The sequence below is a fragment of the Wukongibacter baidiensis genome, assembly GCF_050888315.1.
Lineage (GTDB): Bacteria > Bacillota > Clostridia > Peptostreptococcales > Caminicellaceae > Wukongibacter > Wukongibacter baidiensis.
This window is the reverse complement of sequence record NZ_CP138202.1, coordinates 2,398,536-2,412,441: the sequence shown is the minus strand read 5'-3', so window position 1 is coordinate 2,412,441 and position 13,906 is coordinate 2,398,536. Positions and strand designations below refer to the sequence as shown.

At 31.7% G+C, this 13,906-nt stretch carries 12 protein-coding genes; all 12 read left to right on the top strand.

Annotated elements, in window-relative coordinates; all coding sequences use genetic code 11:
• Positions 1–6: 6 nt before the first annotated feature.
• Complete coding sequence (locus tag R9X47_RS10930) at positions 7–2,163, top strand: ATP-binding protein (RefSeq protein ID WP_432666850.1); 2,157 nt, start codon at positions 7–9, stop codon at positions 2,161–2,163.
• 53 nt (positions 2,164–2,216) lie between these two features.
• The gene (locus R9X47_RS10925) at positions 2,217–2,762 is read left to right on the top strand and encodes a DUF4255 domain-containing protein (protein WP_432666849.1); all 546 of its coding nucleotides are present in this window, start codon (positions 2,217–2,219) and stop codon (positions 2,760–2,762) included.
• Positions 2,759–3,544, top strand: coding sequence for a hypothetical protein (locus R9X47_RS10920; protein ID WP_432666848.1), 786 nt, complete (start codon positions 2,759–2,761; stop codon positions 3,542–3,544). The genes R9X47_RS10925 and R9X47_RS10920 overlap by 4 nt, the downstream gene beginning before the upstream one ends.
• Positions 3,545–3,587: 43 nt before the next feature.
• Positions 3,588–5,324 (top strand): phage tail sheath family protein, encoded by a 1,737-nt coding sequence (locus R9X47_RS10915; protein WP_432666847.1) that lies wholly within the window; start codon positions 3,588–3,590, stop codon positions 5,322–5,324.
• Between the two features lie 24 nt (positions 5,325–5,348).
• Positions 5,349–5,777: a phage tail protein gene (locus R9X47_RS10910; protein WP_432666845.1), complete on the top strand. Its 429-nt coding sequence runs from the start codon at positions 5,349–5,351 to the stop codon at positions 5,775–5,777.
• 79 nt (positions 5,778–5,856) lie between these two features.
• Complete coding sequence (locus tag R9X47_RS10905; protein WP_432666844.1) at positions 5,857–6,234, top strand: phage tail assembly protein; 378 nt, start codon at positions 5,857–5,859, stop codon at positions 6,232–6,234.
• Between the two features lie 17 nt (positions 6,235–6,251).
• Positions 6,252–6,422, top strand: coding sequence for a DUF6760 family protein (locus R9X47_RS10900; RefSeq protein ID WP_432667621.1), 171 nt, complete (start codon positions 6,252–6,254; stop codon positions 6,420–6,422).
• Positions 6,423–6,439: 17 nt separating this feature from the next.
• Positions 6,440–6,874, top strand: a complete 435-nt coding sequence (locus R9X47_RS10895) for a phage tail protein (RefSeq protein WP_432666843.1) — start codon at positions 6,440–6,442, stop codon at positions 6,872–6,874.
• A 24-nt stretch (positions 6,875–6,898) separates the two neighbouring features.
• Entirely contained in the window at positions 6,899–11,395 is a 4,497-nt protein-coding gene (locus tag R9X47_RS10890) for a hypothetical protein (protein WP_432666841.1), read from the top strand.
• 1 nt (position 11,396) lies between these two features.
• Positions 11,397–12,059 carry a CIS tube protein gene (locus R9X47_RS10885; protein WP_432666840.1) on the top strand — a complete coding sequence of 221 codons (663 nt, stop codon included), beginning with the start codon at positions 11,397–11,399 and terminating at the stop codon, positions 12,057–12,059.
• Between the two features lie 4 nt (positions 12,060–12,063).
• Positions 12,064–13,164 (top strand): phage late control D family protein, encoded by a 1,101-nt coding sequence (locus tag R9X47_RS10880; RefSeq protein ID WP_432666839.1) that lies wholly within the window; start codon positions 12,064–12,066, stop codon positions 13,162–13,164.
• Complete coding sequence (locus R9X47_RS10875) at positions 13,161–13,886, top strand: phage baseplate assembly protein V (protein ID WP_432666838.1); 726 nt, start codon at positions 13,161–13,163, stop codon at positions 13,884–13,886. Before R9X47_RS10880 ends, R9X47_RS10875 begins: the two co-directional genes overlap by 4 nt.
• The last annotated feature ends 20 nt before the right edge of the window (positions 13,887–13,906 follow it).

Here is a 13,906-nt window from a genome sequence, read left to right as displayed (position 1 = left end):
AATAGGATGAATAAAGAAATGTATTACTTAAGCTCAAAGGAGTATATTATAGACCTATTGAAGCTATTGGATTTAAAAATTCATAGACTGATATTAGCCGAAGATATCGAAGCAAAGGGTCTGAATCCCTTTAAAGGGCTGGCTATTACAGAAAGCGAAGTAGTCAAAATTCTTGATAGAAATAATAGTGAAAAAACAGATACCTCTCAAATTGATGATGAAATAAAGAAAGCTAAGGAGATTATTGAAAAGAAGCTTACAGAAACCAATGAAAATAATATCCTGCTAAGCTTTGATAAGATCTGTAGCATATTTAATCTTAACCCTATAGAAATCAATCTTCTTTTAATAGGTATCTCAGTAGAGATTGACCCAAAATACGAAAAAATATATGGGTATATACAGGATAATATAAGCAAAAAGAGACCTTCTATAGACCTGGCATTAAGACTCCTTAACTTATCTAATATAGAAAAAATAGATTTTAGAAATAGAACCACTAAAAATAGCTTTTTTAAGATGTTTATCTTAGAAGATGAAGTCTTTGACAGCAATGAAACCTTTCTGTCTAGTGAGCTTATAATCCATGATAAGATAATAGACTATCTACTAGAAAACGATAGGGTAGACCCGAATTTAGAAGACCTTCTTAATATATATGACCATAGGAGTCATATCCTAGATTCCCTATCACATGAAGCTATCATAGAGAATGTAGGAAGTAGCATCAGAAATTTTTTAGAGGATGAAAGAAACTACAATCATAACTTGTTCATATACATACATGGTAATAATGGAGTTGGAAAGAAGCATATAGTAAAAAGCTATTTCAATATATTAAAAAAGGACTCATTAATAGTAGATATTGGGAGTATTTTAGCAAAGGAGATATCCTTAAAGAATGCAGTAAAGTCCCTGATAAGAGAAGCAATTCTAAGGGAAGCTTCGATTGTCTTTGAAAACTTTCATATCTTAGAAATGCTAGATAACAAAGAAACAGCCTTTAAGGACTTTTACTGTATGTTGGAATATTTTCTAGAGCCAGTTTTTATTCTTTCACAGGAAGAATATAGACCTAATAAATACTTTAATAAAAATTCAGTGGTTGTATTTAAGATAGATAGACCTAACTTTAATGAAAGAAAAGAACTTTGGAAGCTTTATTCTAGACATTTTGAAATAGATGATCTAAATCAAGATGAGCTGGCGGCGAAGTTTAATTTTACGCCTCTTCAAATACGAAATACCATTAAAGCCACTAAAACAAAGCTTCTGAGCAGTACAGATTTTGAAAAAGCTATATATGACTCTTGTTATGAGCAGGTGGATAACAAGTTAACTGAGAAGGCTGTAAAGGTAAATACGACCTATACCTGGGATCAGTTGATATTAGCTGAGGAACAAAAGAAGCTTTTAAAGGATGCATGCAATCAAGTTAAAAATAGATATGTAGTATATGAAGAATGGGGATTTGGTAAAAAGGTAGCCTATGGTAAAGGTTTATCAATAATTTGTGCAGGGCCTCCAGGGACAGGTAAAACCATGTCAGCTCAAGTTATGGCCAATGAGCTAAACCTTGAGCTATATAAAATAGACCTATCCCAGGTTGTTAGCAAATATGTAGGTGAAACGGAGAAAAATCTCCATGTAATATTTGAAGAAGCAAGTCTTAGCAATGCAATATTATTTTTCGACGAAGGAGATGCTCTCTTTGGAAAAAGAAGTGAGGTAAGAAGTTCAAATGATAGATTTGCTAACATTGAGACATCATATCTCCTGCAAAAAATCGAAGAATACGAAGGGGTAACCATACTGACCACAAACTTCTTAAAGAACATTGATAAGGCCTTCTTAAGAAGAATAAACTTTATAGTTAATTTTCCATTTCCAGACAGCATATCTAGAAAAAAGATATGGGAAATTACTCTTCCAGACAAGGCTCCGATTGAAAATGACATGGATTTTGAATTTTTAGCTGATACCTTTGAGGTCGCAGGGGGTAATATTAAGAATATAATCGAATACTCAGCTTTTCTAGCGGCCCAGGAGAAAGAAAAAATAACCATGAGGCATATATTGTTTGCAGCAAAGTACGAGCTACAAAAGATGGACAAGCTTTTACTAAAGGATGACTTAGGCGAATATAGATATTTAATTGATTAGGGGGTGATATTATCTCAGGTTATACAGCTATTGCAGATGTGGGACTCAGTCTTGTGAGACTCCTACAGGAAAACTTAATTCCAGAACCAATCGACAAAAAAGAGAATATTGGATTATGCTCCCCGGCAGAAAAGGGAGATTTTCAATTAACTCTGTATCTTTACAACATTGAAGAAAGCGGAGAATTTAGGCAAACTGAGATGATTAAACTTCCCGATGGGAATTTAAGATATCCACCTATATCCTTTAACCTATACTATTTATTGACGGCCTATTCTACTGCAGAATTAAAATACAAGGCATTAGATGAACACAAAATATTAGGAAGAGCAATCCAGGTTTTGTATGATAATGCCATATTGAGAGATTCACAGCTTGTAGGAAGTCTTAAGGATTCAAATCAAGAAATAAGGCTTGAAATAAAGAACCTATCCTATGACGAAATGATGAGGATATGGAACTTCAATGATATCCCATACAGCCTATCCATTGCCTATAGGGTTGGACCTGTTCTAATAGATTCAACTAGGATTAAAGAAGTTAAAAGGGTTGTTGACTCTAAAATTAGCGTTGTTAGAAAAGACAGGAGTCGTATATGAATGAGGGAAGCGTAATTAGGAAAAAAGTAAGCTTTGCTTTGAGACTAATTGATGATTATGATCTACAGCCAGTCAGTTCTGGAGTAGATATAATTATTAACAAAGAACTTTATAGGTCCATAAAAAAAAGTGGTGGATATTATATATTTACAAACCTAGAAGAAGATGATTGTGAAATCAATATTGAGTCCGAGATTTATTTTAAAGAAAAAATAGAAATAGATGTTAGCAGCCTAGACCCACTTAATCCTCTAATAAACATTAGGCTGAAAAAAAAGCCAGAGTATTTTTCTGCTCAAGGAGCTACTATAGTTAGATTTAAGCTAATAGATGAAGGTAATAAACCTATAGTTGGAGCGCTTGTAGAGGCTTTTATAGATACTAAGAACTATTATGAGGGCGAGCTGTCAGAAGCTTGTAAGAAAAGTGAAGAACTGGTTTCAATAAAGAAATTTTATAGTGAAATCCAGCCTGGAGATACCTTTTACTTAAATGCTGGATCAGGAGACAATGGTGAGTTTGTTAAGGTTGTTAATAAAAAGGATGACACCAAATTTGTTTTAAATAAACCTCTACTATTTGACCATTCAAAGGGAGGCAAGCTAATAAAGGCCTTTATCAGTAAAACCGATGAAAAAGGAAATGGTCTAATATATTTCAGAGGTCTATTGAAAAAAGATATAGATATTAAAATAAATCTATCATATTTTAAATCTTTTAAGGAGGTGAGTACCAAAGTTAGAGAAGGTACATTGCTTAACTTAAAAAATATCACATTGTAGAAAGGGGGCAAGGGTTTCTTTTGGAGAAAAGAAACCGGAAATTATGCCAGAATATTTATCGCCTGGAGTTTACATTGAAGAATTTGAAAGTGGTGGAGTCCCTATAGCTGGCGTTAGTACAAGTACAGCAGGATTCCTTGGACTAGCTCAAAGAGGAGAAGCGGAAGGGCTTCCAGAGCTTGTAACTAGCTTTGCTGATTTCCAAAGAAAATTTGGAGGATACCTATCAGAAAACCAATTTGGAGAGTATAGATTCCTATCATATGCAGTTGAACACTTCTTTATCAATGGTGGAAGTAGAGCATACGTGATGAGGGTAGTTCCTGAAGATGCTAATGTTGCTACAAACGAAACATTAGAATTCATGAAAATTGAAGCTAAAAACCCTGGATCATGGGGAGATAGAATAAGAATATTGGTAACTCCATCTAGCAAGGCAAAAACTCCAATACTTGAAGTATTAGGAGATCCAGCAGCATCTGCACAATACAGAGTTAAGAGCAGTATAGGATTCAATGATGGAGATATTGTAGTATTCGACGATGGAGAGAACAAGCAAGTTAGAAAGATTGTTATGTCTCAAAATAATATGATTACTCTAGATTCTCCACTTGATGGTGATGTTGTAGATACAGACATCCTACCTAAGAAACTTCTTAGCACATCAGAGTTTGACATGCAGATAGCCTATGGAGATGAAGTTGAAGCCTATGAGAAATTATCCTTTAATATATCAGGAAACAACTACATAGAAAAGAAGGTTAATAAATCTAACTTAGTTAAAATCGCATGCAATTATGATGAACTTCAATCTGTTGAAGAACCATTTACACTATTATCAGGAGGAAATGCTGAAAACTCTAAGTTCTGGATTTCATTATCCGGGGGTAGTGATGGTTCATTAGCAAATATTTCAGCTGCTGATTTCATGGGTAAGGACTTAGGTCCAGGAAAACGTACTGGTATAAATGCATTCATAGATAACGATGAAGTAAGTATAATGGCTGTGCCTGGAGTTACTATTCCAGCAGTACAACTTAGCTTAATTGCACACTGTGAAAACAAGGGCAATAGATTTGCAATACTTGATATCCCAAGGGATACGAAAAGAGTCAATGATATTAAAGAATATAGAAATATGTTTGACTCAAGCTATGGAGCTCTTTATCATCCATGGTTGAATGTATTTGATGCACTTGATAAGAGAAATATTGCAATACCTCCTTCAGGTTCTATTGCAGGAATCTATGCAAGATCTGATAATACTAGAGGTGTTCATAAAGCTCCTGCCAATGAAATAGTTAGGGCTTGTGTATCCCTAGATTGTCAGTACAATAAGGGTGAGCAAGATATTTTAAACCCTATAGGAGTAAACCTAATTAGATTCTTTGCAGGTCAAGGAATAAGAGTATGGGGAGCAAGAACCCTTAGCTCAAATCCATTATGGAGATACATAAACGTTAGAAGACTATTCATCTTCTTAGAAGAATCCGTAAGAAGAAATACCGACTGGGTTGTATTCGAGCCAAATGATGAAGAACTTTGGGCAAGAGTTAAGAGAAGCCTAGACAACTTCTTAACAGGAGTATGGAGAGATGGAGCATTATATGGTTCTACTCCAGCTGAGGCATTCTTCATAAAGATCGATAGAACTACAATGACTCAAGATGACATTGATAATGGTAGATTAATATGTGTAATAGGAGTTTCGCCAGTAAAACCTGCGGAATTCGTAATCTTCAGATTTACTCAATTTACTGCTGAAAGCGGAGGAGAATAGAATATTTTTCAGGAGGTGTAATTTATGGCGGATAGAAAGGATCCTATCAGAAATTTTAGATATAAGGTTTCTGTAGGCGGTGCTGAAGCGGGCTTCAATGAAGTAACAGGTTTTGAAGTATCAATTGATACTATTGAATATAGAGAAGGAGATGACCCTACTACTCCTTATAAGTTACCAGGATTAACAAAGTATAGTAATATAACTTTAAAGCATGGAGTTACTGACTCTATGGATCTATACAACTGGATTAAGGATTGTGTAGAGGGTAAAGTTGAAAGAAAGGTTGTTACAATAACAGCCCTAGGGGAAGATGGTAGTCCTCTTGCAACTTGGGAGATTGTAGAGGCTTGGCCTGTTAAATACACTGCTCCAGATTTCAACGCAACTGGTTCTGAAGTTGCAATAGAAGCAATGGAATTAGCCCATGAAGGGTTAAAGAGAACTGCATAAAATGGATAATTCTAGTTTCAACTATAGGTATTTAATGGCCTATAGTTGAAACTGGTTTATGAATTAAGGAGGAAATAGCATGGTTTTTCAAACGGAATATGAATTTACACTTCCTAGAGGATATGTAGATAAGGAAGGAAATCTACACAAAAAGGGAATCATGAGACTTGCTACAGCAGCAGATGAAATAGTACCTATGAGAGACGCAAGAGTACAGCAAAACCCAAGTTATTTGACTATAGTGCTTCTATCTAGAGTTATTACTTCCCTTGGGACATTGAATTCTATTGATACCTCAGTAATAGAAAACCTCTTTACCATAGATTTAGGATACCTTCAAGAGCTTTACGGCAGAATCAATCAATTAGATAATCCAAATATAAACATGACTTGCCCTCATTGTGACAAGAGATTTGAGGTGAGTATGGATTTTTTGGGAGAGAGCGTAGACTTGTAAGATATCCACTCAAAAAGATCTACGAGGAAGTAGCCTTTATTTCCTATTATTTTCATTGGTCACAGGAAGAGGTAATGAATTTAGAACATCGCGATAGAAAAAAATGGTGTGAAGAGATATCGAGGATTAATAGAAAGATGAATGGCGAGAAGGAAAAGAAGAACATTTTCGATGTATTTAATGATTGATGAAACAGGTGATAGAAATGTTTGAGAGAAAGGATATGCCTATTGGTAATTTCTATTTTAGTGTAGAAATTGATGGGATACAGGAAGGAAATTTTTTAAAGGCCTCAGGGGTTGCATCGGAGGTTGAAGTAGAAGAATATGAAGAAGGCGGAGTAAATCATTTTACCCATAAAATTCCCGTAAGAATAAAACACTCAAATATAGTTTTGGAAAAGGGAGTGACAAGCTCAAAGGAGCTTTTAAAATGGTTTAGTCAAATACAAGAAGGAATAATCATAAAGAAAAACTTTTCTATAATTCTTTGGAACCAAGGGAAAGAAATAGTTAGAAGATGGAACTTTTACAACGGATATCCTGTAAAATGGGAAGCAGGAGAGCTTGATGCATTAGGAACGTCTATACTAGTTGAAAGAATCGAAATAACCCACGAAGGAATGAAGGAAAGTACATAAGCTTATTTTGTAAAGGAGGTGCCTATGAAGACGATTGCTAAGAATATAGGAAAAAGCAAAAGAATAGCTCATCTAGATCACAGATTTCTAGGTAAGATTTTAAACAAATACTATATGAGATATAACAACTATCTAGGATATTTCAGTTTTACTCATAGGCAAAATCCAGCTCTAGAATACTTTGAAAACCTTAGTAATCAAATTGATTGCCACCTTGAACTGTTAAATGACCAGCAGACAAATATTTTGACTACAAATAATATTGTTAAGTCTGTTCTTCGAAATGTACAAAATACTAATGATCTTAGGAAGAAAACTGTAATCCATAATAATTTAGAGATATCAAATATACAGAATCATTATAAGCAATTTAACAATAAGCAAGTTAGTAAAAATGCTAATATCATTCACCAGAATAAAAATCTAATCAAGAACTTTACTGAAGAAATACACCACATAAAAAACATATTAAATTTAGAGGTAAAGAATTTAGATTATAGCCAGTTCCTTGAAAAGAATTTGTTAATAGAAAAAATTAAAGAAGAAATATCGAAAAGTAATGAAGAACATAATGTTAAGATTCACTTTTCAGATAATGATTACATTAAATTGACAGAAAACTTTATTTTAGAGGCTATAAAAACCCAGGAATTTAATAACATCTTTAAAAAGCGGATATTAGGAAAGGAATTGGTTAGTAGCGATGAAATAAAGGATAAAGGTGTTGTAAATAACATTATTGTAAATTCTCTCAAAGAGACCATGACAAGGGAATCATTTAATAGGGAGATTTTAGATAGAATACAGTACGTAACAAAGGAATCTAAGGAAACACCACAAAATAGAGATCTGATACTTTCAATTTTTAAGAAGGTATTTATAAATAACAGGGAAAGTCTGCTTAAGGCTAACTATAGCTATAAAAATCATATTAGTAATTTGAAAAAAGAAAGTAAAAATATAAAACATATTAAAAGCTTTACGGAAGAAATAAGCAATATAAATAACATATTAAACCTAGATGTAAAAAAAATAGACTATAATAAGTTTTTTGAACAGAATTTACTAATAGAGAAAATTAAAGAAGAAGTATTGAATAGTAATAAAAAGTATGCTTCTAATATTCATTTTTCAGATGATGATTACATTAAATTGACAGAGACCTTTATTTCAGAATCCATAAAAACACCAGACTTTAATAATATCTTTAAAAAACAGATATTAAAAAGTGAATTGGCAAGTAAGAATGATCTAAAGGATAAAGCAGTTATAAATAATATTATTATAAATTCCCTTAAAGAGACTATGGGGCTAGAATCATTTAATAGAAACATTTCATATAAAATAGAATCCTTAACAAATGAATTTAACAAAGCACCAGAAAATATCGAAATGATTATTTCTGTTTTTAAGAAGGTATTTATAAATAATAGTGAAAGTATGCTTAAAGCTAACTACAACTATAAAAACCATATTAACAACTTGAAAATTGAAAACAAAAGTAGAAAGCTAATAAAAAGCTTCAAAGAAGAAATAAATAGTGTAAATAACATACTAGATTTAGGTAGAAAAAAATTAGACTATAGTAAGCTCATTGAAAAAAACTTACTAATAGAAAGAATCAAAGAAGAAATATTGAAGAGTAATGAAGAACATATTGCTAATATTCATGTTTCCGATAATGATTACATTAAACTAACAGAGACCTTTATTTCAGAGGCTATAAAAACACCAGAATTTGATAGTATCTTTAAAACACAAATATTAAAAAGTAAATTCCTTAGTAGGAATAATTTAAATAATAGAGATCTTATAAATAACATTATTGTAAATTCCCTTAAAGATACTATAGGGATGGAATCATATAATAGAAATATTTCATATAAACTGCAATCCATAACAAGTGAATTTAAAGAAACACCAGAAAATATCGATATAATATTTGCTACCTTTAAAAAGTTATTTATAAATAATACAGAAAGTCTATTTAAGACTAACTATAGATCTGAAAGCCATATTAGTAGCCTAGAAATTGAAAGAAAAAATAGAAAGCTAATAAAAAGCTTTAAAGAAGAAATAAACAATGTAGATAACATATTGAATTTAGATGTGGAGAGCTTAAAACATAATGAGTTTATTGATAAGAATATTTTAGTAGAAAAAATTAAAGAAGAAATATTAAACATCAATGAAGAATATGTCTACAATACTAATTTTTCAAATAATGATTATGTCAAATTAGCCGATACTTTTATTTCAGAGGCTGTAAAAACACAAGATTTTAATAATATATTAAAAAAACGAATAATAAGAAATAGGTTATCTGATAGTAATGATCTTTATAAGATAAATAACGACATTATTAATTCTATTAAAGAAACCATAGTATTGGAAGCCTTTAATAGGAATATTTCTTATAGAATAGATTCTTTAACAAAAGAGTTTAATGAAGGCTCTAATAATATCAGTATAATCCTTTCGGCCTTTAAAAAAGTATTGATGAGTAACACAGAAGGATTGCTCAAGATTGCATATAACAATAGAAATAATATTAATAATCTAGAATTTATAAGTTCGACAAAGCAATTATTTAAGACTAATAACCGATCATATTTAAATAGAGATTTCAATAATCAATTATATTTTCCCTATATAAGAAATGTATTAAGGAAAGTAAGTAAGAACAATAATATAGAAAATCAAGTTAAGAATACCGAGATATTCAAAACACTTTTAAATAGATATAAACATAATTATTTAATGAATAGCTATGTATCAAAAATCAATATAAATAAGGACTCCAGATATAGAGAGATATTAAACGAGTTACTATTGGATAAAACCTTTGAATCAAATCCTTATTCAAATTCATTTGTATTGCAGGAATTAAAATCCTTAGAAAGTAAAATAGATGTTAACCTAAACCAAATCACCAAAAGAATATCGAACTTTGATAAAGTAGTTAACAAAAGTGATAATAACTCATCTAATACCAGTAAAATAATCTACATAGATTCTATAAAGGATTTAAAGGCCAAGAAGTTAATAAATAACCTAACAAAAATCGAGAACCTATCCTATGAAGATAATGATTATAGAACCTATAATGAAAATAAATTTTCTGAGCTAGAAATTAATAATTTAAGTAAAAGTGCAAAAACAAAATTGTTATTTTTGAACAAGTTTTTTACAGGAAGAGAAGCCGTTAAAAGCACTAACTTAGTACCAATAGCAAATAGAAATGTCTATAAACAGATAGATTACTTGTATAAAAATATAACCAGAAACAAAATTACATCACTTAAAAATGAGCATAATTTGATTAGTTTCTATGATAATAGATTTATTCAAAGAAGAAATTATAATAATCATCTAGGGGATACCTTGAATGAGCTGTTAAGCGTTAATAACTTAAGATTTAATAATACTAAGAACTCCAAGGATTATGATTATAGAACCTTTAGTAAAACTGCTAATATATATCAATCCAAAACTCCTAGAAGAACTGAGCATTTGGATATGTACAATTTGAGCTTTCCTAAGAGCTTACTACATAAAGAAGAGATATTGAAAAACTTATTAAAAATAGACTTTTTATCGAAGAACCAAGGCAAGATATCGAATAAAGTAAAAAATCAATTTGTTTTAGAAAGTATTTTCAAGAAAAATATAGGGGTAACCAATAGGGAGAGCATTCTAAATACCTATGTAAATAAAGAGCTCAATACATTGATGGAAGAGACTCAGGTCAAAGAACTATTAAACAGAAAAGTCCAAAAGCATTACATAGATAACGATACTTTAATATCTAGTAAGGATAATATTGAAATATATGAGACAATCCATAAAAATATAGACTTTATTAATAGAAATCTAGATAAATATATCAATACAAGTACCCAAGATTATAGATCGAATTTACTTAATAATAAATATATTTCCTATCAAATCCATAGAAGTATAGGAAAAAGGTTTACAAAGACAGATTTAAGGAAATTCGAAAACCATATTATAAAGGGTGATGGCACTAAGGCCTATTTAGAACTATTCGATTTAAGGAGTTTTCCTAAAAACACTAAATATATTAATAAAAATATCCTTAAAATAGAAAAACATTCTGCTAAAGAAATTGTTAACAAATTGAATATCCTTAAGGTTCATAATAAGAGGAATGAAAGCATATCCTCATTTAGTAATTTTTCATATAAGAGAAACACGAGTGTGGAAAAAGGCTTAGGTTACAAAGGAAGTGACATTAATGAAGAGATATTTAGTCAATACGAAAAGCACAGGTTTGGTTCAGTAGATATGGCATACAAAAGAAATTATAACTTCGAGAGTGACTTGATTCAAAAGATAAGCCAAGACCAAACAAAGTTAAAAAAAGTCGTTGAAGAAGAAATACAAAAAGTTAAAAAACAAAATAGACAAGAAGTTAATATAGTAAGCATAACAGATAGAGTATATAAAAACATAGAGAGGAAATTGAAAAGCGAAAGACAAAGAAGAGGAATGATTTAGGATGGCTAAAAATAACTTCAATAAAGCAAAAATTATAGTCATGGATAAGAAAGGCAAAGAAATAAAAACCATATCGGTTCTATTTAACCCATCGGAATATTCAATAAGTAATTCTAATGATATAAAAGAGCAAGACATTAAGGGATTAGATGGGAAAACTGAACAATTTCTGGGAGGCGGAAGAGAAACCCTCAGTATGAAATTATTTTTTGATACCTATACAATGAGGACTGATGCAAGATCAGAGTACCAAGATGTAAGAGATTACACTAAAGAAATAAAAAACTTAATGAATATATATTCCGATGACCATGCACCGCCTATGTGTGCTGTAACCTGGGGCTCCCTCTATTTTAAGGGTTATTTAGAGAGTCTAAATGAAAGATATACCATGTTTTCGAGTGAAGGGGTACCCCTTAGGGCCTATTTAGATGTAAGCTTCAAAAAGGTTGAAACCGTTGAAGAATACCTAAAGGGAGCATCCTTTCAATCGGCAGATAGGACAAAGGAAAGAATTTTGAAGGACGGAGACCAACTCTGGACAATAGCCCATAATGAATATGACGATGCTGGAAATTGGAGACCTATTGCTAAGGCCAATGGAATTGACAATCCGAGAAAAATAAAGCCTGGTACAAGCCTTATAGTACCATCGTTGGAGTGATAGTATGTGTAGTTTAAAACTAGATACAAGCAAATATGATTTTCATTCCTTAGAAAATAAATATAATGGATTTGGAGTTCCTGCCTTTAAGATAATGATAGAAGGAAAGGATGTTGTCCAAAAGGAGCATATGGGTATAGGAGAAATTGTTGTGGAGACCTCCATAAACAAAGCAGATATATTTTCCTTCTCTGTTATAAATGCCTATGAAATGGACAAAAGTCAGTTTAAATGGACCGATGACTATTTTGTTGTTGGAAAGAAGGTTGAAATAAAGATTGGATATATAGATAAGTTCTTCACCGTATTCGATGGATACATAACATCGGTAAAATATGAATCTATTAAGGGTGAGGGTCCTGCTGTCGTAGTATCGGGAATGGATAGTTCTTTTCTAATGATGAAGGGCAGAAAGAGCTTTATTTGGACGAAGAAAAAACATAGTGATATTGTAAGTGAAATTGCAAAAAAGTATAAATTAAAAACAGAGGTATCATCAACTGATATAGAGTTTGAAACAGTAATCCAAAATCATCAGACCGATTATGATTTCTTGAACTATTTAGCTGATATAAATTCCTATGAAGTCTTTGTTATTGGATCAACTTTGTACTTTCGAGAACTAAATAGTGATCAATCTTCAGCTTTAACCCTCGAATTGAATAGAAACCTTATTGAGTTTAGCTATACTATGGATTTGGCCGAGCAAATAGGTGAAGTTATAGTTAGAGGATACAATGACAAAAAGGAAGAAATTGAAGCGAAGGCTAATAGTATAGATAAACTAGGAAATGGAGATAAGGACGGAGTATCCCTTCTTAGAGGTATTGATAAAACTAATACAATACATTATATCTATGAGCCAGTGATATCAAAAAAAGAAGCAGAGGATAGAGCTAAATCGATATTAGCAAAGAGGGCAATGAATTTTGTGTTTGGTGAAGGGGTAAGCATAGGTATTCCTGAGATTATGGCTGGCCGATATATTTCTATAAAGGGACTATGGGGAACAAAAACTAGGCTATTTTATATAACATCCACTATTCACAGTATTAATGACAATGGTTTTAATACCTATTTTAAGGTTGGAGGAAATGCAATATGAATCTGTTTGATTTTATGCATCATGACAAACAAGTAAATCAGCATAGAGTATATGGTGTTACCGTTGGTATAGTTACAAACAATAAGGACCCAGAAAAACTAGGCAGAGTTAAGGTAAAGCTTCCAACTAGACTTGGTGAAAAGGAACTAGAATGGGCTAGAATCGTTACCCTTATGGCTGGACAGGAAATGGGAATGTTTTTTTTACCAGAAGTAGGGGATGAGGTCTTAGTGACCTTTAGAGAAGGTGATATAAGAGAGCCCTATGTCATTGGTTCTTTATGGAATGCCCAAGAGAAGCCGCCTGAGACCAACGAAGATGGAAAAAATAATATTAGAATGATAAAGTCAAGATCGGGGCATGAGATATCTATTATAGATGATGATGATGGCGCGATTGAGATTAAAACGAAAAATGGCAATGCTATCAACATTTTAGACAAGGGCAATGGAAAGATTGAGATAAACGATAAAAGTGGAAGTAATAAGATAACTATAGATGGAGATGGGAAAAAAGTAGAAATTACCGGTGACTCCAAGCTAGAGCTTAAGTCTAAGTCATGTTCGATTGTAATAGATGGAAATTCGAGTTCTGTAGAAATAAAAAGTAGCACGAAGCTTTCAATAGAGTCCACTAACGTAGATATAAAAGCAAAGGCTAATCTAAATATTAGCTCCGATGGGATGGTAAACATTAAAGGCTCTATGGTTAAAATAAATTGATATATTCAATTGAGGTGAAA

Coding starts and splice junctions, on each gene's coding strand:
- R9X47_RS10885 (WP_432666840.1), top strand. CDS start 11,397: ATGGCTAAAAATAACTTCAATAAAGCAAAAATTATAGTCATGGATAAG.
- R9X47_RS10930 (WP_432666850.1), top strand. CDS start 7: ATGAATAAAGAAATGTATTACTTAAGCTCAAAGGAGTATATTATAGAC.
- R9X47_RS10920 (WP_432666848.1), top strand. CDS start 2,759: ATGAATGAGGGAAGCGTAATTAGGAAAAAAGTAAGCTTTGCTTTGAGA.
- R9X47_RS10915 (WP_432666847.1), top strand. CDS start 3,588: ATGCCAGAATATTTATCGCCTGGAGTTTACATTGAAGAATTTGAAAGT.
- R9X47_RS10905 (WP_432666844.1), top strand. CDS start 5,857: ATGGTTTTTCAAACGGAATATGAATTTACACTTCCTAGAGGATATGTA.
- R9X47_RS10890 (WP_432666841.1), top strand. CDS start 6,899: ATGAAGACGATTGCTAAGAATATAGGAAAAAGCAAAAGAATAGCTCAT.
- R9X47_RS10875 (WP_432666838.1), top strand. CDS start 13,161: ATGAATCTGTTTGATTTTATGCATCATGACAAACAAGTAAATCAGCAT.
- R9X47_RS10910 (WP_432666845.1), top strand. CDS start 5,349: ATGGCGGATAGAAAGGATCCTATCAGAAATTTTAGATATAAGGTTTCT.
- R9X47_RS10895 (WP_432666843.1), top strand. CDS start 6,440: ATGTTTGAGAGAAAGGATATGCCTATTGGTAATTTCTATTTTAGTGTA.
- R9X47_RS10880 (WP_432666839.1), top strand. CDS start 12,064: ATGTGTAGTTTAAAACTAGATACAAGCAAATATGATTTTCATTCCTTA.